Consider the following 23,635-nt stretch of genomic DNA (forward strand, 5'->3'; position numbering starts at 1 on the left):
TCAATGTGGATTTATGTAAAGCTGCGTTTGAGTTTTTAGAAAATAGAAAAATCAATTCTCTGAAAGTGGCTTTTTCTTTCTGACATTTTTAGAAAGCGCAGAATTACGCTCTCAGGATTCACGAGCATCCAATATTGGATTCACCAAATTTTAGAAAACGGAAAAGTCCATTCTCTAAATTTCCGATGAGTAAGTATTTATCTCGTATAAATTTTGGATGACCAAACGGTACCTTTCTATTGTGACAAATTGTAATATCAAAGGAGTGAACAAATCGTTCACCCCTTCAAAGGGGGGTGTTAAAATATGGATGGGCGTTATCTATAATAAGTGAGAAACGAAGGAGGGTACTGATGGATTCAAAAGATTACTTTAAAGCAGCTATTAAGTCATACTGCAAGCGACAAAATATGTCACCGCAAAAATCAAGATTTACAAAGCACGATGGAGTTGTGACTATTAGTGTGAAAAACCATTTTGAAAATGGGATAGATATAGACTGTTTTAAAATCCTTGATTTAATCTATAACATACTTGGGCCGAGAAAGATTGAATTTAGTCAAACAACATTTATGTTTGCAGACACTAACAGAGTAGATAGGGTAACTGTTTCAATTAAAGAAAAAGATTATAACAATTTAAACACATTGTTTTGAGATGCCCTGGCTGTGACATTATCGCACTCAGAACAAAGCTAATGTCCTCAATAAGGACATCAGGTCAAAGCGGAAAATGCTGTTTCAACATAAAAATAAAAAAGCCGGATGTTTATAACCCGACTTTTTGAGAAGAATCAAACACTTATTAACGCACAATCAATGTAAATAAACCGGCAAGAATTATAATTGCTCCACAAACTGTAATAAATGTGCCATTTTTTAGTTGTTCTGATTTAGCTGTTATTATCCCTCTGATTAGATAATAAAGGCCGACTAAAATTAGAGTCCAATAAAAGAAAGCGCCATTTAAGGTAAACCCTAATATGAGAAATAAAAGAACCAATGCTAGCGATGTGTAATGAAAAAGTCTGAATGTAAGATTAGTCATTATAAACCCCCTAGTTTAAATTATCCTTAAAATACAAATAATGGGTTGAATTGAGCTGGATAAACCTCCAGAATTGTTAATGAATAACAAAAGGAGGTATTAATTTACCATGAAAAAGATTGTCCTTTCAAGTGTTGCTGTTTTGACTGCTGTTACAATTTTTAGTCCTGTTTCAGATGCAAAAGAACGTCAAGCTCCAAGCGCAGTTGTCCAGAATGTTGAACCGACTTATGAAACTGAATCTGTAGATTACAACGGAACTACGTACACTTTTTCTGAAAGAACTGTTAATGATGTAGTTGAGATTATTGTAAATGATGGGGAAAAAACAGACAAGATTCAATATGACCAGAAAATTGGAAAACTTGAAGTTAATGGCGAAGTGGTGAATTATGAAGAGGCTTCATCGCCTATTGAACAATTGGCAAATAAAAATGATACATCGGCTGGGATCTTGAGAGATCAATGGTCAGGCTATAATAATAGTAAAGGTACTTATAGTACGATTAGTGCCAGTGTTGCTGTTTTTGCCGGAGTCCTTATGGCTACTAGTATGAAAACAGCTAAAAAGGCGGCGGCCGTCACAGCAGCAGCTGGTGTCATTGCTGCTATAAGTAGTGTAAAGACTACAGTTCATTGGAGTAGATTAGATTATAAGTTGATGAATGCCAAGAAGGGACAATATGAGCGTAGATCAGATACATTTTTTACAAACTATAAACATAATCATCTTTTCAAGACTTCTTGGCTCTGGAAAAGAAAATTAAAATAACCCTTTTTTGCTCATGAATTAATGAGATCAAATTCGATCGGAAGCCCACTTTCAGAAACTTGGAGAGTGGGTTTTTTGTGAACAAATCGTTCAGTAGATGCTGCAGTCGCATTTCACGACGTCAGAAGGCTGGGTGGGTGTTTTACCCAGTCAGATATGAGCAATGATGGAGTAACGGAACGGGACGCCGTCGCATATTGCGACATTGTGGATTGTGTAACCAGTTTTAGCAACTCAAAACCATTGAGCTTAACATTTGCACTGAAGAGGGTGTATTTAGCTGGATTTGAGGCACAGGAGCGGTTTTAAACCATCATGCATACAAATGTGTAGGGTTTTCTTATCGCCGCTCTAATCGCAATAAAATGAGCATTTCATTTAGTCCATTCTTTATTGTTAATTTCACTATACATTAAATATATATTTTTGTAATGCATTTCATCGTAGATATGTTATAATCTGTTTATAACAGATGCTATACAAATTGTATAGCTAACAATATAATAAAATTAAAAAACCAGGGTGTTGGCGCACCCTGGAAAAAAGTTGCCCCAAAAGGGCTTCTCATTTGAAACGTTAGACCTTCCCCATCAGTTTCTCAGGCTACAGGGTTAGGTCTACTTTTCGTTTCCTAGCATCACAAATAAATTTAACATTAATGCACATAAATTAATTGTTACCATCAAAGATTCATAAACTGTCATACACATCACCTCATAATAGATTTAAATAATAGATTTAAAAGGTGAGAAGCCGTTTCTTTGAAAATTAGGCAACTTTTCACACAATTATATCATATACTTCCAACAATGTGGTGTAATAAACTGAAAAAAAAGAGGGCAAGGATTCAGCTCCCTGTCCTCACTTTCTATTCAATCTAACTCCGCTCAATCTTCCGCTTTCCACACCGTGAAGATATCGACATACTCACTTTTAAGGAAAGCAAGCTCACTGACTTCAGATACCATACATTCAATCACATCAACGGTAGGACATTTCTTGATAATCCATTCTATGATTGAGTAAAGATGATCTTTGTAATTGCATGTAATCCTTTCTTTCAACAAATTATTTCGCCTATCATATGCCTTAAATTCATAAGTAGTGTATGTGTTTTTCATTTCAGTTATCCCCTTGATTAATCCGATCTATTGTAGTGATACGATGCATGCAGAGGAGGTTAGGCCCGCCAAAGTTGCCCTTCTCTGCACTCATGTAATCCATTTAAACTTATTTTTTAATAGTTTCTACTACAAGTTTTTTAAAGTCCGCCATACGAACAACATACGTTCGAGCAAGGTGGTTCTCATCTAGTGTGGATGCCCCATTTTTTATTAATTTCAATTCAGCATCGTACCAGTCTTGCATTGCCTCGAAAAACATCCATAACAATTCCATTTGTGGTGTTCCTGATTCTACGGTATAATTTTCTTCTTTTTTAACTTTTGTCATTTTAATTCCTCCACTTGAATAATTTTTTATGTTTGAATACAATGGGAGGGTACTAACCCATCAGATTAGGTGAGTGTGCCAGCACTCTTCCTAATCACCCAAACCACGCTATACACAATATGCTTAAAGCTGGTACAACTACGATCAATCCTCCAAATACAACCTGACAGAACCGCTCGTTATGTAAATCCGTCTTACTCATTCCCATGTCTCAAATGCTTTGATATTTTCTGTTTCCCATTCATCGACTGCTGCTGTAACAATATCTCCACCTTCTACCATCATTGAGAGGTAAGGCATGACAATATTTAATGTGTGAAGCAGTTTCTTATAGTATTGCTGTGTTTCTTCTGCACTCCGGAATTTCTTTGTTGTACGAAGTGAAGCGCTCATTTTAATGTCAAAATGAACATCGAATTCTCTTTCACCTTCATCTATACCTAAGCTGTCTAGTGGGTTAATTGCTGCAATACTTCTCAAAGCTTCTAAGATACTTTCTTCCGAGCCTTTTAACAATTCTCTGTTATTCAATACTTGTTGCATGTTCAATTCCTCCTAGTGTTGTTTGTTTGCTTATACAATCTCGTCAAAGTGTTTTTCATCATATGTACCGTCAAAATACCAAATCTCAAAAGTGTTAGTTTCAGGGTAGATGTCTACAATTGTTCCCCGCTCAACTCCTGAGCGAGAAACTTTTGATTTTACGGATACTTCTTGATTAATTAGCATATTGATTGCGCTCCTTATATTTTGAATATTCAATTATTTTTTGGCCATCTAATTCCACGTGAGAACAATTAATGTTTCCGCAGTTCTCCAATAACTCTAAACCGCTCATATTGTTCAAAGCGTCCACAAGGCTTTTAATGTAAAGGAAGTCGTCTCTGACATGTTTACCCTTGTCTAAGTCCCCGATGTACTCAGATTCAATGTAACGGCTCATATCGTGGTTTACCGGCTTTACATTGATTAGAACAGTGGATAAGCCTTGTTCAGCATAGATAGCTAAGTTGTCTTTAATCAAGTAGCCCTTAAAAACATCTACATCGCTATTATCATGGTATTCAATTGTAATGCGTTTCACTTGAATTCCTCCCGTCAGGCATCAAAAGTAGGTCATTAGACACCTGTCTATAGTAGTACGATAGTTCATTCAAAAGGTTTCATTATGAAAGTTAATTTTTAATTAAGTGAATGGCTTTGTTCCCAAGAAGTTGGGAAAGGCGATTTATTAACGCCATCTTTTTTTCTTTTTGATTATCGCATTGTCCGCTTTTCGTCTCTGTAGAACAAAATGGTCTAATACACCTTTACCGTTATGAATGACCGTCCCGTAATCATCACTGTTGAATATTTGTGTGATGTAGGTGAATGCATCAACTTCCTTAAAAGCGTCTAACGTTTTCTGAATGTAGGTGTATTCATCTTCAACGTGCTTGCCTTCATCAAGAATGTAATTGACACCATCAATGATGTAAGTGTCTTGATAAGGGGAACCGTACTGTAAAGCATCAGCTAGATTCAAAGTGTTTTGATTTACAAATACAACCTGCTTTTCATTGACTAAGTAGCCTTTAAAAACCTCTAATTGGTCATGTATGGTTTCAATACTGTAAATCGTCGCCCGTTTCATTTGTACCTCCTTCCGACTTCGTTTTGATGTTGACTTAATCATAAACCAACTTCAAAAAGAAGTCAACTTTATTTTGAAGTCATTTTTTAATAAAAGCCACTTTTTGATCATGTTTTTTGTTATAATCAAAAAGGAGGTGAAACTGTTGACTAAAATTGTTAAAACAAGATTGAAAGAAATATTAGATGAACGTGGCTTATCAATTAGAGGTTTCGCCTTCGGTAATGACCTTAGCTTTGAAACTGTCAGAAGGCTTTACAATAACACTGCTAAACAATATCAACGTGAGACATTGGGCAGAATTTGCGATGTCTTGGATATAAAAATTGAGGACTTACTATACATTACAGACGATGATTCCGAAGACTCTTAAGCAAAAGTATTGCTTTTATTTTTTTGAAATTCGTTAAACAAAACCATTGAAATATTCGTTGGTAACAAATTGTTACGATCAAAAGTATTGCAATTACTGTTATACTGTACGGAGAGGTGAGAAGGATGGAAAACAACATGCTTCAAGCGATATTAGATGAGATTAAGAAAATTGATAACAAGATCGACGGTGTGTCATCTGAATTAAAGTCATTTAAAGAAGAGATGAACGAATTCAGAGAAGAAACAAAGAAGGAATTTAATCAGATTAATGTTAAGTTAGACCGCCTTGAAGAGAACCAACCAAGAGATATTACAGCTCACCTAAAGCAGTTACAGAATGTAGATAATAAAACAGAGCTATTGAATAAGCGTGTATTTGAGCTTGAGGCAAGAATCAATAACTGATGCCACTTGTGGCAACGAAAGAGAATAAGTGAAACGAGGGATAAATGATTGAGTATTGAAGATAAAAAGGGGATACTGAAGACTGCGGGACATACTTTTATGGCACTTGTAGTTATTTCTTTATTTGTATACACATTTTCTTCTAAGTCATTTGGTCAATTTGTCAAAATAGAAGCTATTACATCGTTGACACTGGGGTACATTTGCTATGCATTAGTATCTTGGAAAGAAAAATGGTTTGTGGTGGCTTTAATTGTTTCGTGGATTGTAATAATATTTTGGGTATTTTAAAAGCAGGTATAGAACCTGCTTTTTTGTTTTGCATTGATTTATCTAGGGGTTCTAAAGACTTTATAGTCATACCCAATTTGTTTAGAGTATTTGCTATCACTATATACGTACATGTCTACAATAGTGTATCTATAGTTCTTGTCATAAGCAAGGTATTGAGTTGTTGAAAAGTAGCGTGTCGGTTTCTTATGATAGAATGTTCCAAACATTGCTTGTGCAAATATTCCAGCCCAAGAATATTTAAGTCCAGGAAGACCCACTGCGATCCGTGCAGTTAACTCTGCAGCATTATCAATATTTTTTGAATTACCTCTGAAATGATCTACAGTTTTCCATTTGTTTGAAGGTGGGACAGCTTGAATTGATGCTTGTCCGTCTTCATCAATTACCGATACTGAAGATGTGTTAGCAAGTTCCTGAATTGTAAGTGGGTGTGATACAACTGCCTCATTAGTTTTCACAGCTTGATCGGGTTTGCCTTCCGCATGTGTTGTCAATGGGGTTAGTGTTGTTAATAAAAGCCCCGTAGACAAGGTTGATAGAACTACTTTTTTCATTTTCACTTCATCCTTTCGTTTTTCATAGTGATTTATGACTGTCTAGGATGCAGGATAATATTAACATATATATCTATATTTGGGCAAATAAAAACCCCCATCACTGATATAAGCAGGGGGATTACTTGTCATATGGCCTGTATTTCTTTCTTGATTCTTCAAGCTCTTTTTTCTTCCGCTCTATGTCTGAACGTAGGAATAAACTGACTCCTCTAAGCTTTTTTATGGGCGTTAACTTTCCACCTGATATTAATTGACTCATACGTGTTGTGGTTACGCCTAATATTTCTTTGGCTTCAGGAGTAGTAAGGACTTCGGTTTTGATGAAGTCCTCAACTTCCTGGCGACTCTTTAGGTGATATTCCATGTTATTTTCTCCTTGAAATCATGTCTTTAATGATGGCATAAATCGTTAACAAAACCACAATAGCCATTACTGCAGTTGTAAATGAGTTTGTCCAAAAAGAGCGTATGCTAATTGCTGCAACAGACAATAAAATTAATGAAAAGATAAACTTTTGATTTTTCTTCATTTTTTATGCTAGACTGATTATAATGATATTGAGAAGCGAGTTAGTGGCTCGCTTCCCTAATCTCTGGTTAGTCCTTCTTATTTTTCTTCTCGCTATCGTTTGATTGTTGCGCAATCCATCCGATAGAGACGACGTAGAAGATAATTTGAAGGACTTTTATCATATTGTCTAGCATTTCCTCACCTCCTTATACATTTATTATAACATACCTATTAATAATTGTGAATAGGTATTGCGATATTTATTTTATTTTTATTCTTAAAAGTTTTTCCCTGAGTTTCTTCACTTTTTGAACAGAGGGAATGTAATATTGAATTGAGACATTGATAAGGGAGAGTGTGGCAATTGCATCAAAAAGAGCTGATTATTTCAAAGGATGAGTTAGAAAATCGAGCGGTTAAGATGGGCTTTACACTTATAGAAGGGGATATGGATATTGAAAATCAAAAAATTCTATTGCCAAGCCAAGAGGGCTTTTTAGACTTTCATAAACATGTGGACAATAACTTATTATTTTACACATATGATTATCCGAACAAGGAAGTCTATTATATTCATGAAGAATATCATGAGTGGTTTGAAGACTCAGAAATGCAATGCTTATTGTCTGAAAAGATTAGTGCGTACAATAAAAAGTTAGATAAAATAAATTTCGACCAACCTTGTGAACTTACCATGTTCTATGTTAAGGAGGGTTTTGTCTTTTATAACAACACAATAAGAGACGAAATATTCGATCTCTGTGACGGTGATACAATGGGGGATTCCTTTGCAGAGGAAGTAAAAACAGAAATACCCAAAGAAAAAATGATGGAAATTGAGATGAACCGACAAAATGAATTAGAACAAAAAACACAGGAGATAAAAGATAAAATTTTTAATGATCCAGAGTTTAAAAATGCCACAAACATAAGGCTAAGAAAAACATATGCCCTGCGTTACTTTGATAATAATTCAGCCGAAAATGAAGTGGTACGGAAAAAGTATTTTCACCCATTCAATTTTATTGAAGAAATTTGGAAAGAGTTTAAGAGTATGGGACTTCATAAGTAATATGTTTCAAAAAGGTAAAGCCCCATATACGGGGGCTTATTTTATTTCTATGCTATTCAAAAGTTTATTTCTGTTTTCCAAAACATCCATAAGCATATTGGCATTTTCAGCAAGGCGTTGTGTTAATGCCTCTTTTGATTTTCCTTCAAATGAAGAGAGAAGGGCGATATATAATTCAGTTATGGTTTCTTGAGCGGATGCAAAGTCAGTTGCCTGTTTTAAATCTGTTTTAATTTCTGAACAATGAGATTGCAATGCCGCTGCTACTTGCTTCTTTAGCGCCTCATTCTGCTGAAGCTTCTTATAAAACTCATCTGCATCCATGTTTACCCCATATGGTGTCAATTCACAGCCTCCTTATAATCTTAGCCATTTTGCTAATTCTTGATCTTTTGCGTCCATATCCTGAGCCATTTTCACAATGAAGTTACAGATATCTTCTAAATCCCTTATTAAGTAATGGAGCATTGCTTCAGTTTGTAGTTGTTCATCTGTATTGTAGAAAACAGGTGATCCACCAGAAGAGAAGGGAGCATGATAAAGAATAGCTTGATTAACGTCATCAGAGGTCAAATTTTCATAAGGGTTTGATCCCATTTTTGATTGAAAAGAACGCCTTACATCATTAACCATACTGTCATGTTCATGGGGGAATTGTTCAAGCTTCTGTTTTTTGGTTTTTAGATCATCAATAGCTAATTGAAGCTTTTCCGCCAATTGCTTTGCATATGTAACATCAACTTTAATCGTTTGTCCATTCATTCCTGAATAAGCAGTCATAGCATTAATGTTTTGATTGAAAACTTGTTCACTGCCATTAACATTAATTATGTTCCCGTGTTCATCAAATTTAAAGTTAGCGTCAATCATACTATGAGTATCAGGATTTTTAGCAAAAGCCTGACCATAGAATGCAGCGATTAAACTGCTTAATACACCTGTGATACCCTGAGCGGGACTTAATCTCAATGAGCGGCTTGTACGTGAAAGAGAAGGGTCTTTAGTGTATATGGTTGTTCCGTTATGCCGCTCATACTCTAAAAACCATCCTGAGCCCACCATATCATCAGGGTTAATAATTGCCTTATGATATGCATCAAACTCGCCATTTCTTATCTTTTTTTGAGTTTCTTTATCATGGAGCTTAACAATGGAGGGATTATTGAAAGCGACACTGTATATATTATTGTTTACGCCGGCATATTCCGCATCCGCTCCTCCAAGTGAATGTCCAGTGGTAGAGATAACTGTATTTTTCCCTGCATATTTCTTTACTTCTTTGGCCAGCAGTTTATCTCCTTGATCAAACTGAGATGTTTTTGTGACCACCTTGTATTTTCCGCTTTCAACCATTGAAATTTGTCCCATGCTTGCTGTATATGGTGCAATTGCTTTTGAATAGGGCGGAGCATCCTTTTTCATAAGGTATTGAACTTTCTTTTTTGGGTCTATACCCATAACAACGTTCCCGCCATCTGCTTTAATAATGTCCGCTTTGATTTGCTCCTGGTTTGTTCCTTGGAATCCCACGACAACATTCTTGGGTTCGCTTGGTTTAACCCACTTGCCACTTCTTTTCACGGCTTGGACAAAGACATAGACATCTAGGCCTGTATCTGGATCATTTTTAATTTTATCTATGTAAAACCGCTTCCCTGAAATGGTGTTAACAGGAATCTTTTTCGAGTAGTGTTTCTTTAAATAATCATGTCGATAAGTTAGTTGACTGATAGAGTAATACTCTTGATCAGATAATGTGGGTACACTGACCTTCTTGCTCATGTACAATCACACACTCCTCATGTAAAATAACACTTGAAAGGATGGTTTTATGAAAAAATACATTATTATCCTGCTGTTGATAATCATCATTATAGCATTCGGGGGAATATTCATGAAACATCAATATGATGAAAGACAAGAAAAAAATAAAACTGCTGAATTAGAGCTATTTGAAAAAGCAAAAAAGCGTATGACTGATTACATAAATGCAAATTACGAAGGTATAGAGAAGATAAGTTTTTCAACTGATTATAAAATGGATCCTATGGGTGGAATTAATGCAGAAGGATATCTGAACGGTGATAAGGCAAAAGAATTTTGGGGAATATATGACAAGTCAAACAATATCATAACTTCATCATACGTTGATGCAAAAGAAAAGCCTGGTTGTGAAGATAAGCCATGTAAATATTAATGAAAAAAATACCCCAATCCTAATAGGAGAGGGGCTTTTTGTTTAGATATTGTACTTAATCGTGTGCATATCACCAGTATGAGCGGTATAAGGAATACTAGCAGTATGCCCACGTCTGGCCTCATGCATTTCTGATGGACTTGAAGCAAAATAAAGTCCTAAAAAACCAAGTAGTACAATAAACAAGATAAATACTGATGCAGCTTTAAATTTCATAAAGACAATCCCCTCTCTGAATTTGTTTTTGGGCATAAAGCACTTTCTCATAAAATAATCCAGCCGCTTTATGGTCTTCATTTTTTGTATAATACTTCGCTGCGTCGGTTGCTAAGTCCTCCACATCTGAAAACATTGTTTTAAATTCTAAATAAGCAAGAATCTCATTTAGTGTTTCTTTGTTATCGTCAACGTAAAGGGCATTCAGGAAATCAAACATTTTGGTTAATACTTCATCATTTAAGTTTTTAGCCAACGACAGTCCATGTTCATAAGCAGCTGTTCCGTCAGTTTTCTTATTTACCTTAAAGTTCGTTTTCGCTAACATGAAAAGAATGTCTAATAAGCGGTTAGCATGTTCATATCCGTTCTGCTCATAGATCAACACTCCTTCTTTGAAATACTCAATAGCCTCATCGAACTTTTCTTCAGAAAAAGAGGAGATCCCTAAATTATATAGAGCGGATCCAGCTAATCTTGGCATATCAATTTCAAGTGCTTTTTTATAAGCTTTTTGAAAATGAGGGATAGCCTTTTCTGGATACTCCATGTCTAAATAATTTAGACCGATAACAAAAGAACATTGAATTTCTCTAACAGAATAGGTTTCATGCGCTCTGTAGCTTTCGATTGCTTGAACAATATGGTGCATCGACATGTGTGTTTGTTTCATGTGATAATAAATTTCAGCGACTTTGTAATGAAACTCCGCTCGCTCAATTTCGTCGGCTACAAGTGACAACTTCTTTTCCGCTTGTTTGTAAAAACTTATCGCTTTAAGATATTCGTATTCTTCAAATTCATACATCCCACGGAAAAAGTTAAAGTAATATTCAAGAATTCCTTTCAATTTAGCTTGGCTACTTTCGATCTTTTCTAATAAGTCTGAAATCTCAGGTCGTTCTTCATTCATGGCTTTTGGTTCAAGATAATCAAGCATTAATTGATGTCTAAAACACATGAGCGAATAGTACAACAATAAATCTTGATCTTCTTCCATAGCGTTTATTTCTTGTTCCACTTCTGATTTCAGCACCTCTGCATCAGGAACACTAAACATGCGAATATACTTGTACCACTCATTAATCTTCACGCCGACTTTGGATGAGGAGATTAACTGTTTCAAATTAAAGCCTCCTATTCATAAACACAATTTACGAAATATGTAACATTTTATCATATTATTTCCATTTGGGAAGATAAACATTTCCTTAACATTTCCTTAACATTTCATTATCTGACGAAAAAAAAGGATATCAACATAGATACTCCTTGATCAAACAATATCAAGAAATATATTTGTTGATATCCGTACATTTTAAGACAATAATTTTTTCTTTTGGCTCTCATATTCAGCCTGAGTTAATAGGTTATCTTTATATAGAGCGGCTAGTTTTGTCAGTTCGTCAGCTACTCCCGTTTGAACTGGATTTTCTTTAGCATCTTTTTTGAGTATATGTGTCAACAAATTGAAACAGTGAATAAGACGATCATTTAAAGGCTTGTAAAATTGATTATCTTTTGATTGCGGTTGTTCAAAATGAATAAATGTTATTGTGTAAAATGACTTCTCTTTATTGTTAACAACCACTCTCAACTGTGCTTTTCTAATCTTCTGCGATGATACTGACTCCCCTGACAATCCACCGATAATAGCGCCTACTCCACCACCAATTAAACCACCTAAAGCCGCTCTACCGATTTGACTTGATGTAGAGGTCTTATTGACTGTTACACCATCCTCTAACATTTCCACTTGAAGAATATCCTCAAAAGAGAATACTTTATGTAAATAATCATATTTGCTAGTCGTTTTAGAGAAATGCATTGCATTTACATGTTTATTTTCAATTAAGAGAACTTTTTCGTTTGTTTCGTCTATTGCAATTAAGCTATCAGCGACAGGTGAGAGAAATTTATGGTCGCTCTTAAAGTCAGGCGTATTTTTCAAAAGGTTTTCTAATTCATTGAATTGATTTTTTGCAAATGTGCTTTCTCTTTTTCTTTGCAAATAAGCGGTTAATATGATGGCAGCAAAAACTCCGAATAAAGCAAGCCACATTCCAGGTATGTTGTCATGATTAGCTAAAACCACGGCAGTAATAAAACAAATGAATGCAATTAAACTTCCATAAACAAGAGGGGGCATGGATACACTTCCTTTTTTCTTTTATTATATTACAAAATTGGAAAAGAGAAATGTTTTTCTCTCTAACTATCGTATGAAAACGGTCAAGTCTTTGCATAAAAGGAGAATTTTATTTAGAGAGAAAATTGAAATAAAAAAAGACGCATCCAATAAGGATACGCCTGTTTAATGTAAATGCCTACATGCTTCCCAGATGTACTTTGTATTTAATTTATTCCCTCTTTGATTGCTATCTGAGCCTGTTATAAACCCAAGTTCGTTTATACTTCCGTATGTAGAGTTTCCCCCAACCAGGGATATTCCTATTTCATTTATCTGATACGTATAACCCCCTGTCTCATCAATTAATAGCATAGAATCATTAGGAGACACTGGCCACACTTTCACATGTGTTGGAGTGAAAGGCAGCAATATTTGTTTGCTAATTGTTCCATCGCCCACATACGTTCCTTTAGCTATCTGAGGAACATCAGAGGATAGTGCATATTCTGAGTGTAGTTTACCACCAAGAAACTCAGCGTTGCCATCTATGGAACCTATAATGATTCCTTGGTCATTACGTACAGGTATTGTATTGGGCGTGGACAGTGTTGAAGCCATGTAACCATTTAATGAATCAGCCGAGCCCGCAGAAGACACAATCCACTCTTCGCCATTAAAAAGCTCTTGTTTATTAGTCTTTGGATCGATCCAAATCGTTCCCGCTTCTGGTGCAATAGGCTTTGTCTCTGTAGATATTGTATAAAGTCCGTTAACTTTTCCATCGAGACTTCCTTTCACTTCAACGGAATTAGAGGGGAGGTATGGATTTTCTGATTTAATACTTGAGACTACAATCTCAGATCTAATATATCCATCAGTAGCAATATTGGGATCAACGCTTCTATATGCTTGTACTCCAAATGTGTAATACTTGTTAGGAGTAAGGCTTGTGAAAACCGCTTTCCGTTTTTCTCTATCAACAGTCAAGCTATTTTCATGTGCCATTGTTGCTCCAAACATGTATTGATCCGGTAAATCGCTGGCATATGCAATTATTCTGAAGCCGTCTATATTATTTTTATCAATTGTGTAATCATCGGGATATTCCCACTCAACAGTAATGTCAACAGAACCGTTATCATTTACAATGTGTGACAAAGTTTGTTTAGAGGATAGGGTAGGGGGATCAACGGGAGTAGAAATTTGATCATTTCTCTGCGTGAAATTGTAATACACTTTTTCGTAGTCCAGTTTTCTTTGATTAAATTCGGAAGCTGCTTTTTGAGTTTTGTAACGGGACTTGATTTGTTTATCCAGGGCACTTTCTGCACGCTTACCATTCGTTATTGACAATGCCATAGTTGAATCATCATGATTAATGACAATCTGCGTTATCGTTGCTTTTACATTTATGCCGAGCTCTTCATTGACAACCTGAACAATATCCCCTAGATCAAATTTATCCCAATAAAATTGATGATCAATGCACTTGAAGAAGTTGTATACGCTAAGGTTTGTTATGTTAATGGGCGGAGAACTTTTGGTTGCCATTTCTTTTAGACCAGCTTCATATAGATCAGATTCATCAAAGATATTGTCATTTGTCCAGGTATCTTCATATGTGATCTTGGACAGTTCACTCATTAGCTTTTCCCCGAAGAAATTCTCTTGGGACAACAATCCTCTAAGGTTTTCAGTGTCAGTTGCATTTTTCGCAATGCTGCTGATTACATTTTCAATTTCTTTCTGGTTTTTGTTTACCTCTACAAGTTTATCACTCAGTTGTTTGTTAAGATCATCAATTGGATCCTTTGCGCTCTTAGCAACTTCAATCTTATCTAAAATCTGTTTTCTTTCAATTTCAAGTGCTGCTTTTTCTGCTTCTAATTGCGATCTTTGTTTATCAAGTTGTGTTTTTTCATCCAAAAGCGCTTTGAATCGTGTTGAATTCTCATTTACTAGCACATTATAATCTAATATCCGATGTGCCAGCTCATCACTTATTCGTTCACTTGACCTTATTACATTTCTCTTTTCATCACGTTCAAAAGGATAAAGGAAAAACGAAAAGTCATCTAAGTAGGGCTGTCCTGTTGGATTAACTGAGTTAATGCCTATTCCGTCTTTCCCTACAACTCTAAGCCTTGTAACAACTTCTTCTAGGTCGTCTGGATCTGAAACATCAATTAAAAATTGCCCTGGTTTAAACTTTACATGTTTAAATTCGCACAGCTCTTCTTTCTTATGGAAGTGTATAATTTCATTCTTAGTGTCAAACTTCAATGTTGCATCAAATGTTTCAGCGATTTTAAACAATAGGTCAAGCCGGTTTGTACTAGTTTCATCGAATGAGCGGCGTTTAATATTAAAATCCTCATAAACATAGCCAATATTCCATCCAGTTGTTTTTAAACAATCGGTAGCAGCTTCAGTTAGATTTCGAGATAAGTTTTCATACGCATCAATTTTCTTTCTGTATAGGAGATAGTGAAGACTTTTACAGCTTACTCCTATCCGTTTAGAATCGCTTGCTTGTTTCCTATCCACGTTCGTAATGACATACCAATGTTCTTCATTTTTATAATTAGCCTTAATCAAGAATCCCACTTTAAGAATATCCGCAATATGATTGCGTTTCTTGACATGACGTTTTAGAATAGTTGTCGGAATTTCAAATGAAAGTTCATTATAGCCGCTCCCGAAATTTTCTGTTGTGGAGGCGGAAAAGAAGGGGAGGACGTTGGCTATTTTTATTTTATTTGTGGTTGTTAATGACAGCTTTAATTTATCGACCTTAATATTTCTATTTATTCGTTTTCTCATAAGCCAGCCTCCGTTTAATTGTGTGTACATTGATACGTGAAGGTTATGTGACATCCGCCTTCGACTTTAACTCTATTTACTCCATATACAAGCCACAAATACTCTTCATTACAATTTTTATATCGTGAATTGCCGTATTTGTCTGACTGAATGGTTTCATACTCTCCATCAATCATAATTTTCTCACCATCTTCAAGGTTGGTTATGGTGAGTGGTTTTCCATTAAAGTTAGAAAGATTGGATAAGGTAATATCTCCGTTACCTTTTTTAACTATTGTGATTTCAGGGGTTATTTTAATTCTGCCCGTGTTTCTTATCTCAACAGTTTTATAGTCATCAACGATTTGATGTAGGCTAGTAATGGGACTATATTTATAAGGGGAATCACATCTCATATTTAACTCTAAATACCCTTCTTTCAAGCCGTTATGAACTATTTCAGTCACATCTACAGGGAGACAATAATAAACATAGTCTTCAGGCATAAAGGAGAGCGGCTGATAGTAATCAACATCCAACCAATCTACAATTTCACTAATTTTCTTTTCATCCCATGATTCACTCATCCAAAAGCGGAGTTTGAGCTGTCTCGGTTCTCTTTTCACTCCTTCAAAATGCGGTATATCAATGCCTGCTACTGATGTCTCATTTATTGAGCGGCTGCTTAAAAATTCTTCTCTGAATAAACCATCATCAACTGAACAATTGACTATGCCAAAATCGGTTGATCGTCTACCGTTATACATGAAATACATTTTTTCACGAAACATAAGCTACCTCCAAAATTAAAAGAGCCGATCCTAAGACCGACTCTAAATGATTAAAATTCCATGCCGTATTGTTTTTGTCTTTCATTTAGTTCCTTCATTACCTGATTAGTAATCTGTTTAGGATCATTAATCCCGTGTAATGTAACATTATTGTTGAATACAGGGGAGATGTTTTTGGTTGTTTCCTTAGTATTATTGAGTGTTGAAATCGGTTTACCAATGTTTTGAATACTCGGTATCAAACTATTAGAAAGACTCGATTGATTAATATTCGGTATTATTGATGGAATAGAGGTGATCCCTTTGTTAATCAAAGCTGCTAATTTTCCACCTTGTCCCCATTTAGGTGTTTCATTATTCAAATCGCTATCAGACAGATTGCGGACTTGCTTTACAGTTTCAAGCATATTCTTGGTGTCAGTCTTATTCAGAATAAGCTCTTTATCATGAAGAATAGCAAGCTTGCCAGAACCTAAACCTGTTCCTGTGTATCCACCCGATGCAAAAGAAGATACCTTTTTTCCAGTTTTATTGCCCTTGGTCACAGTATTAAGGGCATTAGAAGCTTCTTTAAGCTTATCAATGAGGTTATTGGAGATGCTTTTCCCAATGGACTCCATATTGCTGTTAATGAACTTAGAGAATTCATTCAGTTGCTTAGAGATGTCAGTAATCTTCCCATCCATCAGCTTCTTCTCAAGATCTTTAAAAGCACGCTCGTCATTTGTCAGGTTATCATATTTGTCATTTATGGCATCCTGATCTTTTTCAAGCTGATCCTGCAGCGATTCTTTTCGTTTGCTGTTCTCACGATCTTTAAGAAACTCATCTAAATCAATCTGTTGTTTTTCTAATTCCTTTTTCAGATCATTATAATCAGACTTGCCTTTTTCGGAATCATCGAGTGCAAGCTTGTTTAGCTTATCTTGTATTTCCTGAATTCCATCTTGCTTCTCTTTTAACTGTTTTTGAAATTTAGCTTCATCATCAGTTTTATCAATCTCATCAATCAAGTCTTGTGTAGCTTTTTGGTGCGCTTTTAATTCAATATCACGCATCTTTTCGTACATCTCTTTGTAGATAGAGACAACTTCATCAGCAAGAGATTTATAGATGTCCTTGATCGACTTTTTGGTGTTATAAAGCTCAAGATTATAATCTTTCTGCTTATCTTTCCAATTTTCGATTTCCTCTGTGATTTGTTTCTGGATGTCAGGAAAGCCCTTTGCTGCTTTTTTCTGTTCCTCTAACTGCTTGATGTATTTTTTGGCCTCAGCCTGTTGTTGCTGTACTAATTTGACTTGCTGACTGTAGTACTTAACTTTGTCTTTGTCTTCTGTAGTCATCTGAATCTTGTTGTCAACATCTTTGATTTTGGATTCAGTTTTCTTGGTTGATTTCTCTATGCCGTTAAGCGTTTCGTCAACTTTAGATTGGATGAGCTGTCCTTGAAGTTCTCTTACTTCTTCTTGAAAATTGATGAGATCAATCTTAGCTTGTTTTAATTCCTCAGCAAGCTGTGCTCTTTGAGCGGCATTCAGAGTTTTGTTTGTTTTGATCTCTTTTTCAATAAAAGAAACCTTCTGACCCTGAATCTTTTGCTGTTCAGTTAAAGCTTTTTTCTGATCGTTTGTATACTTGCGGAATTCTTTACTGTCGCTCAGATAATGACTAGCGAGCGCTTTGTCTTTAGCGATTCTTACATCAAAATCACCAATACGCTTGTCATATTCATCAAGTTTCGATTGAACGATCTCATATCTGAGCTCTTGTATCTGATCGTTTACTGAATCAATGTCACCTTGAAGGGAGAGGAGGTCGGATTTAGCTTGCGCTATTGCTTGTTGTCGTTCTGCTTCAGCTTGGGATGCATCTGAAATAGATGTACCGACACCCTTTAAATACTTCTCAGGGTCAACCGTCTTTCCGTTTTCCTCAATTTGAAGATGAAGGTGATTTCCTGTTGAATTGCCCGTACTGCCAACTTTACCGATGGTCTGACCAGCTTTAACAGTTTGACCGGCTTTAACAGAAGGGGTATCAAGCATATGCATATACTTAGCAACTTTTCCGTCATCCTGCTGAATGACGACCCAGTTACCGGCAGTCTTACTATAACCAGCAATTTGAACTTTTCCACTCTGAACCGATTTAATTGCGGTTCCAGCTTTCGCTGCGAAGTCGATACCTTTATGTGGAGTTGATCGGTAAGCGCCATCTTGTGCACCATACTTAGAACTTATTCTAAACGCACTGTTTTTCGTGTAGTAGCTTGCAATGGAGGAATTAGCAGAAGTCATTGACTTAGTGTAATTAGACATGATCTTCTGAACATAATTCTGCGTTTCTTTGAAAGGAGGGATGCCACCATATTTAATTACATTACCAGGCCCTGCGTTATAAGCAGCAAGTGCTTTCTCAACATTGCCACCAAATTTGCTTAGCTGTTGGGCTAAATATTTCGTACCGCCCATAATGCTCTGATAAGGATCATAAACATTGTTTACGCCTAAGCTTTTAGCAGTGGAAGGCATCAACTGCATCAAACCAGCAGCTCCGGCTCCAGAACGAGCTCTTGCATTGAATCCTGATTCTTGTTGGATTACAGCTGCAATTAGAGCTGGATCAACACCGTATTTGCTTGCGGCAGAATTAATGTAGCTGGAGTATTTACCGGAGTAAGACCCACCGCCAGAAGAATAAGAACCACCGGAAGATGAACCAGAGGAAAGGGAAGAGGTTACAATACCATATTGTGCAATGTTCCCTGACTTAATTTGATCCTTGAGGAGTTTGGCTTGCTCCTGCATAAGCTTTTTCTTTTGTTGAAGAGCTTTAATTTCTTTCTGCAGGGCATTTCGATAACTTTGAGAATACTTTGGATAGTCGTTTACCTGCTTATTGTACTTTTCAACTTCAGCGGTGACTTTCTCCAGAGCTTCCTTGTATTTATCAGCCACGTACATAGATGTTTTAGTTTCTTCATTAGCTTTCTCTTGGCCATCAGAGTAGTCCTCAAGAGAAGTACCAGCCTCGTTGAGAGAAGATGAAGTTATATCGAAAATCTTGTTCATGTTCTCAAGACTATCTACGAGCTTTTTATAGTTTTCGTAGTTCTGTTTAGCACCACTGATATGTTGAATACCGCCATTGTTAATGTTCTTTAAGGCGTTGTCATAAGCCTTTTTGAATTCAGCAAGTTGCTGTTTGGCTTCCTTCAACGAGCTAACAGTAATCGGATCTTTAGAGTGGTTCTTCGACATTTGAGCCGTATATTCGTTTGCTTGAGCTAATATTAATTCCTTAACAGCTTTAATTTTATCTTTATAGGAGGCAACAAATTCATCTCTGCTTTTTATTACAGCCTGCCGGTTAATGTTAACCATGCCGTTTTGAACAGAAATTGCCTTTGAAAGACTCTTTTCTTTTTGAACAAGTTTCATTGCTTCAGAAGCTGATATGCTTTTACCTTCAGCCATTTTCTCAAGAAGGTTATTGTATATTGAAACTTTATCTGCAACTTCGTTATATCCTTCTTCTTGAAGGACAGAAGCAGCGTGATCGCTTTGTTTGGAATTTACCAGGTCATCAATTACATCTAATGTTGCTTCGACGTCGCCTTTTACTTCTTTGAGCTTGTCAGATAAATTACCGACTTGCTCACCTAATGCATCTACACCTTCACCATTTTCATCCCATGTTACTTTTGCAGTTTGTGCAGAATCGTTTGTAGAGTCAATGGCAGTTTTAAGGTCATCATAAGACAATGTTAGGCTATCTGTTTTGTCACTGCTGCTCATGTATTGATTAACAAGCTCCTGAAGGCTCTTAGATGCGGAAGCAAATCCGTCTTTATCACCAGAGTTCAGTGCTTCTTGTATTCTTACCAAGTCATTAGAAACAGTTTTAGAAAAGGAGGTCAGCTCATCAGCACTAAGCTTAGTAAAATCAATTTTGCTAAATGCATCGTTAATATCTTTCTTTATATTTGGGTCAATCTTAATTGAGTTATAAGCATCTACAGTTTTCTTAACTTGTTCTCTTATTTCAATCTGAACACCAGATAGACTTTGGCCTAGTTTTTTGATTTCTTCCTTTGCTTTAACACCTGCATTTTTGTAATCATCATCACTAGAGAAAGGACTCTCTAGGAAAGACCAAGCGGTTTTACCTTTGGAATACGTATCTGCCATTTTCTCATACTGGCTAATCTGATCATTTAGTTTATTCAACTCTTTGAGTTGGTCTTTAAAATCGCTTTTGGCGCTTGTTTTGATGTCTTCTTTGTTTAATTCTACTAAGTCTTTGGTGTACTTAATGGCATCCTTTAATGCCTCATTATTTTTAATAATGGCATTGCCCTGAGAATCATAACCAGAAACCAGCATAGGAAATGTTTGAGCCAATTGTTGAGTAACTTGAAGATATTCTTGCTCCTGATCGGCCGATAAAGCTCCATCATCTTTAGCTTTTTGTAGTTCTTTGTATTGACTAATCAGTTTGTCAGTTTCATCTTTATTCGTTGTAATTGCTTCAATACTTGTAGACTTTGATTGCTCAAAATCCTCTTTAGCTTTTTTTGCCTCTGCATACCCTGATGTTATCTTTTCTAAAACCAGCCCAAAACCCATTAATACAGCGCCAATCGCAGTTGCAGATCCAATACTCTTTATACTTGCCGAGAAAACCTTGGAGGCAATTGCCGCTCTCGACATTCCAGATTGAAGAGCTAAAGTAGCACGTTGAGTTTCTGTAAGTGATTCAGCCCCAAATATGAGTGCAGTTTGAAGAGCACGGATATTCTTATTAAAACCAACAACAGCTAAATTAGCTGTCATAAATGCAATAGGTAAAAACCCAATACCCTTGACTAATCCAGAAATAGCAGTTAGGGCATTCCCCACAACAGATACAGCCGCAATCAACCCATCACTTACAAAAGCATCTCCTGAAGCTACTGCTAATTCAGTAAACTTGTTTTGGAGTGTGTTTATTCTGGCCTGTAAACTGTCAGCGTATTTCTGCTGTTCGCTCCAAGCGCTACCTGCAGAATTAGAAGCTGTTGCGGCGGCATTTTGGGCGATAGAGAAGTTGTTCATTAAGGCATTAAATCTTGAAAGCTGATAAATACCAGCCACACCTATTGAGGTGTTTTGCCTTTGAGCATCACTAAGAGTGTCCCATTTTTCTGCAACTTCGCCAATAAGGTCACTTGCTGACTTAGCTTCTCCACCCGCAGTCTTTACAGAAACCCCAATCTGTTCTAGGGCTTTAATTGAGCTATCATTGTTTCCAATTCGTGCGAAAATGGTTTTAAGTGAGTTCAATTCTGTTACTTTCACCTTAAAGGCTACTGACCACTATGTGTGGCGGTGTGATACTTCAATCACACTCTCTATGTTTCCATAGATGTTCAGACTGTCGCTTCGCAATTTAGCGTCTCTTCGCTCAGTCGTTCAGGCTGCAATAACGCTTGCCCCTTGTCGTCCTCGTCTTAACGTTAGGAGTTCCAAGTCAATCAGAAGAGATTTAAAGTCAGCAATCACTTTACCGACTATATTTCCACTTTCACGAGTTGTACTTGCAATTGCTGTAGTATCACCAATTAAATCATTTAGTTCAACACCGAAAGTTGAAGCTGTTGAACCAGCTTTTCTAATACTGTTAGCCAGATCCATTGTAGTTACAGCATAGTTGTTATCGACTTCATTAAGCTTATCTGCAATTGAAATAGAATCATTCGCAGCAATATTAAAGTTCAACATTGCGGCAGTTAAAGTGTTAACTGTATCATCAGGAGTTAAATCAGAGACGTTTTGTAGAACCTGAGCGGTTTTAGTAAGCGTAGACAGTTCACTTTCATCGAAACCCATACGCCCAAAATCGCCAGTCATTTGCAGGATGTCAGTGATCTTATTTGAAAGCGTGTCTCCTAAGTTGATGGACTCTTGTAGCAACTCATTAAATTTATATTCTGGCTGATCCATTACACGACGTATGTTAGTCATGAGGGTATCAACTTGTATTACTTGATCAACCAGTGATTTTGCTCCTTGAACCGCTCCATAAAAGAGTGTTCCACTAAGCAGGTATGTTGACATACTTTTGAAAGCTTGCGTTAGCTCCGCACCAAAAGACGAGGCTTGACTAGCAGCTACTTGGGCATTCGAAGACAATTCCCTGAATTGCATGTTTAAGCTTTGCATTTGTGATCTTACATTGTTTCTACCAGAACTTACATTAAGACTATTTACCGCATTCAAATAATCTTGAGTAGCTTGTCTATTTCCTGCACCCATCGTATCGCCATAACGCGTATTAAGGTTTTGTACGTTTACCTGCGCTTGCCGTTGATAAAGCTCAATAGTTTTTCGGAGTTCATTATTTTTAGCCACAGCAGCAGACTTATCATCGAGCATTTTAATTCTGTTTTGTAATGCTTCAATTTGTTGAGCTGTTTGAGCAGTGTTTAATTTCCGTCCAAGAGAAGAGAGGGTGGTGTCAGTTACAATTCCTTGCTGTCTAAGTTTTTCTAAATCTAGCTTTAATTGTTCAATAGCTTTTCGTTGTTGATCATAGTTCGTTGTTACTTTAGATGCTGTAGAGTTTGTTTTTGGGTCAGTTGTATAAGTAATATCATCGAAGCCATTGCGATTCTTTTGAGTAACCCTCGTTGTTTGTCCTTGAGAATTCTTTTGTTCTGTTCTTTTCTGTACCTGACCAAGTTTTTCAGTCGCTTGAGCAAGCCTATTAACTTCTTGTGTTTGTTCACGTAGTGATTGATTACGATTGTCTATGGTCTTTGTTTCACGCTGAATGATTTCGCCATTTTTCTTATACTGCTGCGTAAGCTTTTCAACAGTTCCATCAGCATTTCTGGTAATCGTTGTAGTTTCTTTAACTGTTTGATTGAAGGATTTGAGATGTTTTTGATAAGTGTCAACTGCAGAGGAGAATTCGTTGAGAGTCTTTAAAGCAGAGGCATCAATATTGGTCTTTAAATTAAGGGAATTAAGCCTTTTCTCTAAAGATTTAATTTCCTGATTCAGCTTGTCAACAGTCTTGGAAGAAGTATCAGCTTTAGGTGTGAGTATGATCTTTAAATCTTGACTCATTTTGTTTAAACATCCTTTCTAAAAATAATAAAAGAGCCGCTTATAGTAAGCCGCTCCGTAATGTGTTTTGATCTAAATTAACCCCCCCATAAAGGGTGTTCGTAATTTCAGTCTAAAAATGCAAAAAAGCCTACTATATCAACGATAATAGGGCGTGATTAAGGTGAATATAATAAGCGTTATCGTAAAAGCCTGTAATATCAATGTTTTAGGGCTTTATTTGTTGGAATTCATTAAAAATAGAGGGTGAAAAGGTTGCAAAAAC

The 23,635-nt window shown here is 36.3% G+C and carries 22 protein-coding genes and 2 pseudogenes; 7 read left to right on the forward strand and 17 right to left on the reverse strand.

What is annotated here, in order from left to right:
• Window positions 1-353 precede the first annotated feature (353 nt).
• Entirely contained in the window at window positions 354-656 is a 303-nt protein-coding gene (locus MHH91_RS07675; RefSeq protein WP_101293888.1) for a hypothetical protein, read from the forward strand.
• A 148-nt stretch (window positions 657-804) separates the two neighbouring features.
• On the opposite strand, the gene MHH91_RS07680 is transcribed toward MHH91_RS07675, so the two are convergent.
• Entirely contained in the window at window positions 805-1,047 is a 243-nt protein-coding gene (locus tag MHH91_RS07680; protein ID WP_340977415.1) for a hypothetical protein, read from the reverse strand.
• Window positions 1,048-1,156: 109 nt separating this feature from the next.
• On the opposite strand from MHH91_RS07680, the gene MHH91_RS07685 reads away from it, so the two are divergent.
• A complete protein-coding gene (locus MHH91_RS07685; protein ID WP_340977416.1) occupies window positions 1,157-1,819 on the forward strand; it encodes a hypothetical protein in 663 nt (220 codons plus the stop codon).
• A 1,230-nt stretch (window positions 1,820-3,049) separates the two neighbouring features.
• On the opposite strand, the gene MHH91_RS07690 is transcribed toward MHH91_RS07685, so the two are convergent.
• The 5 genes from MHH91_RS07690 to MHH91_RS07710 all read right to left on the reverse strand — a co-directional run bounded on the left by MHH91_RS07690 (window position 3,050) and on the right by MHH91_RS07710 (window position 4,904).
• Window positions 3,050-3,271, reverse strand: a complete 222-nt coding sequence (locus MHH91_RS07690; protein WP_215532439.1) for a hypothetical protein — start codon at window positions 3,269-3,271, stop codon at window positions 3,050-3,052.
• A gap of 198 nt (window positions 3,272-3,469) precedes the next feature.
• Window positions 3,470-3,814: a hypothetical protein gene (locus MHH91_RS07695; RefSeq protein WP_215532438.1), complete on the reverse strand. Its 345-nt coding sequence runs from the start codon at window positions 3,812-3,814 to the stop codon at window positions 3,470-3,472.
• Window positions 3,815-3,844: 30 nt separating this feature from the next.
• Window positions 3,845-4,000 (reverse strand): hypothetical protein, encoded by a 156-nt coding sequence (locus MHH91_RS07700; protein WP_215532437.1) that lies wholly within the window; start codon window positions 3,998-4,000, stop codon window positions 3,845-3,847.
• On the reverse strand, window positions 3,990-4,355 hold the full coding sequence (locus MHH91_RS07705) for a hypothetical protein (protein ID WP_215532436.1): 366 nt from the start codon (window positions 4,353-4,355) through the stop codon (window positions 3,990-3,992). Before MHH91_RS07705 ends, MHH91_RS07700 begins: the two co-directional genes overlap by 11 nt.
• 147 nt (window positions 4,356-4,502) lie before the next feature.
• Window positions 4,503-4,904 (reverse strand): hypothetical protein, encoded by a 402-nt coding sequence (locus MHH91_RS07710; RefSeq protein WP_215532435.1) that lies wholly within the window; start codon window positions 4,902-4,904, stop codon window positions 4,503-4,505.
• Window positions 4,905-5,040: 136 nt separating this feature from the next.
• On the opposite strand from MHH91_RS07710, the gene MHH91_RS07715 reads away from it, so the two are divergent.
• The 3 genes from MHH91_RS07715 (at window position 5,041) to MHH91_RS07725 (ending at window position 5,975) form a co-directional block, all read left to right on the forward strand.
• Window positions 5,041-5,277 carry a helix-turn-helix domain-containing protein gene (locus MHH91_RS07715; RefSeq protein ID WP_232489733.1) on the forward strand — a complete coding sequence of 79 codons (237 nt, stop codon included), beginning with the start codon at window positions 5,041-5,043 and terminating at the stop codon, window positions 5,275-5,277.
• A gap of 125 nt (window positions 5,278-5,402) precedes the next feature.
• Window positions 5,403-5,684, forward strand: a complete 282-nt coding sequence (locus MHH91_RS07720; protein ID WP_045509610.1) for a hypothetical protein — start codon at window positions 5,403-5,405, stop codon at window positions 5,682-5,684.
• Window positions 5,685-5,732: 48 nt separating this feature from the next.
• The gene (locus MHH91_RS07725; RefSeq protein ID WP_045509607.1) at window positions 5,733-5,975 is read left to right on the forward strand and encodes a hypothetical protein; all 243 of its coding nucleotides are present in this window, start codon (window positions 5,733-5,735) and stop codon (window positions 5,973-5,975) included.
• 38 nt (window positions 5,976-6,013) lie between these two features.
• Here the strand turns inward: MHH91_RS07725 and MHH91_RS07730 are convergent, their stop codons facing one another.
• Both MHH91_RS07730 and MHH91_RS07735 read right to left on the reverse strand, forming a co-directional pair.
• On the reverse strand, window positions 6,014-6,532 hold the full coding sequence (locus tag MHH91_RS07730) for a hypothetical protein (RefSeq protein ID WP_340977423.1): 519 nt from the start codon (window positions 6,530-6,532) through the stop codon (window positions 6,014-6,016).
• 121 nt (window positions 6,533-6,653) lie between these two features.
• The gene (locus tag MHH91_RS07735; RefSeq protein WP_041481754.1) at window positions 6,654-6,899 is read right to left on the reverse strand and encodes a helix-turn-helix domain-containing protein; all 246 of its coding nucleotides are present in this window, start codon (window positions 6,897-6,899) and stop codon (window positions 6,654-6,656) included.
• A gap of 502 nt (window positions 6,900-7,401) precedes the next feature.
• On the opposite strand from MHH91_RS07735, the gene MHH91_RS07740 reads away from it, so the two are divergent.
• Complete coding sequence (locus MHH91_RS07740; protein WP_340977426.1) at window positions 7,402-8,118, forward strand: hypothetical protein; 717 nt, start codon at window positions 7,402-7,404, stop codon at window positions 8,116-8,118.
• A 36-nt stretch (window positions 8,119-8,154) separates the two neighbouring features.
• Here MHH91_RS07740 and MHH91_RS07745 read toward each other — a convergent pair whose 3' ends face one another.
• Together MHH91_RS07745 and MHH91_RS07750 are read right to left on the reverse strand one after the other, a co-directional pair.
• Window positions 8,155-8,463, reverse strand: coding sequence for a hypothetical protein (locus MHH91_RS07745; protein WP_340977428.1), 309 nt, complete (start codon window positions 8,461-8,463; stop codon window positions 8,155-8,157).
• Window positions 8,464-8,475: 12 nt separating this feature from the next.
• Entirely contained in the window at window positions 8,476-9,900 is a 1,425-nt protein-coding gene (locus MHH91_RS07750; protein ID WP_340977431.1) for a lipase, read from the reverse strand.
• Between the two features lie 49 nt (window positions 9,901-9,949).
• On the opposite strand from MHH91_RS07750, the gene MHH91_RS07755 reads away from it, so the two are divergent.
• Window positions 9,950-10,315, forward strand: a complete 366-nt coding sequence (locus MHH91_RS07755; protein WP_215532430.1) for a DUF1433 domain-containing protein — start codon at window positions 9,950-9,952, stop codon at window positions 10,313-10,315.
• A 42-nt stretch (window positions 10,316-10,357) separates the two neighbouring features.
• On the opposite strand, the gene MHH91_RS07760 is transcribed toward MHH91_RS07755, so the two are convergent.
• The 7 genes and pseudogenes from MHH91_RS07760 to MHH91_RS20815 all read right to left on the reverse strand — a co-directional run.
• The gene (locus MHH91_RS07760) at window positions 10,358-10,531 is read right to left on the reverse strand and encodes a hypothetical protein (protein ID WP_169061491.1); all 174 of its coding nucleotides are present in this window, start codon (window positions 10,529-10,531) and stop codon (window positions 10,358-10,360) included.
• Window positions 10,521-11,657, reverse strand: coding sequence for a response regulator aspartate phosphatase (locus MHH91_RS07765; protein WP_340977434.1), 1,137 nt, complete (start codon window positions 11,655-11,657; stop codon window positions 10,521-10,523). The genes MHH91_RS07760 and MHH91_RS07765 overlap by 11 nt, the downstream gene beginning before the upstream one ends.
• A 192-nt stretch (window positions 11,658-11,849) precedes the next feature.
• On the reverse strand, window positions 11,850-12,680 hold the full coding sequence (locus MHH91_RS07770; protein ID WP_014417674.1) for an SHOCT domain-containing protein: 831 nt from the start codon (window positions 12,678-12,680) through the stop codon (window positions 11,850-11,852).
• 165 nt (window positions 12,681-12,845) lie between these two features.
• Window positions 12,846-15,485 (reverse strand): DUF7359 domain-containing protein, encoded by a 2,640-nt coding sequence (locus tag MHH91_RS07775; protein WP_340977438.1) that lies wholly within the window; start codon window positions 15,483-15,485, stop codon window positions 12,846-12,848.
• A 14-nt stretch (window positions 15,486-15,499) separates the two neighbouring features.
• Window positions 15,500-16,255, reverse strand: a complete 756-nt coding sequence (locus MHH91_RS07780) for a phage tail domain-containing protein (RefSeq protein WP_215532427.1) — start codon at window positions 16,253-16,255, stop codon at window positions 15,500-15,502.
• 50 nt (window positions 16,256-16,305) lie between these two features.
• A pseudogene (locus MHH91_RS07785) lies at window positions 16,306-21,579 on the reverse strand (phage tail tape measure protein); the annotation flags it as partial.
• Between the two features lie 225 nt (window positions 21,580-21,804).
• Window positions 21,805-23,370: pseudogene (locus MHH91_RS20815) on the reverse strand (phage tail tape measure protein); the annotation flags it as partial.
• Window positions 23,371-23,635: the final 265 nt, after the last annotated feature.

The sequence above is a fragment of the Bacillus sp. FSL K6-2819 genome, assembly GCF_038008305.1.
Taxonomy (GTDB): Bacteria; Bacillota; Bacilli; order Bacillales; family Bacillaceae; genus Bacillus; species Bacillus amyloliquefaciens.

Coding starts and splice junctions, on each gene's coding strand:
- MHH91_RS07675 (WP_101293888.1), top strand. CDS start 354: ATGGATTCAAAAGATTACTTTAAAGCAGCTATTAAGTCATACTGCAAG.
- MHH91_RS07680 (WP_340977415.1), bottom strand. CDS start 1,047: ATGACTAATCTTACATTCAGACTTTTTCATTACACATCGCTAGCATTG.
- MHH91_RS07685 (WP_340977416.1), top strand. CDS start 1,157: ATGAAAAAGATTGTCCTTTCAAGTGTTGCTGTTTTGACTGCTGTTACA.
- MHH91_RS07690 (WP_215532439.1), bottom strand. CDS start 3,271: ATGACAAAAGTTAAAAAAGAAGAAAATTATACCGTAGAATCAGGAACA.
- MHH91_RS07695 (WP_215532438.1), bottom strand. CDS start 3,814: ATGCAACAAGTATTGAATAACAGAGAATTGTTAAAAGGCTCGGAAGAA.
- MHH91_RS07700 (WP_215532437.1), bottom strand. CDS start 4,000: ATGCTAATTAATCAAGAAGTATCCGTAAAATCAAAAGTTTCTCGCTCA.
- MHH91_RS07710 (WP_215532435.1), bottom strand. CDS start 4,904: ATGAAACGGGCGACGATTTACAGTATTGAAACCATACATGACCAATTA.
- MHH91_RS07720 (WP_045509610.1), top strand. CDS start 5,403: ATGGAAAACAACATGCTTCAAGCGATATTAGATGAGATTAAGAAAATT.
- MHH91_RS07730 (WP_340977423.1), bottom strand. CDS start 6,532: ATGAAAAAAGTAGTTCTATCAACCTTGTCTACGGGGCTTTTATTAACA.
- MHH91_RS07735 (WP_041481754.1), bottom strand. CDS start 6,899: ATGGAATATCACCTAAAGAGTCGCCAGGAAGTTGAGGACTTCATCAAA.
- MHH91_RS07750 (WP_340977431.1), bottom strand. CDS start 9,900: ATGAGCAAGAAGGTCAGTGTACCCACATTATCTGATCAAGAGTATTAC.
- MHH91_RS07755 (WP_215532430.1), top strand. CDS start 9,950: ATGAAAAAATACATTATTATCCTGCTGTTGATAATCATCATTATAGCA.
- MHH91_RS07760 (WP_169061491.1), bottom strand. CDS start 10,531: ATGAAATTTAAAGCTGCATCAGTATTTATCTTGTTTATTGTACTACTT.
- MHH91_RS07770 (WP_014417674.1), bottom strand. CDS start 12,680: ATGCCCCCTCTTGTTTATGGAAGTTTAATTGCATTCATTTGTTTTATT.
- MHH91_RS07775 (WP_340977438.1), bottom strand. CDS start 15,485: ATGAGAAAACGAATAAATAGAAATATTAAGGTCGATAAATTAAAGCTG.
- MHH91_RS07780 (WP_215532427.1), bottom strand. CDS start 16,255: ATGTTTCGTGAAAAAATGTATTTCATGTATAACGGTAGACGATCAACC.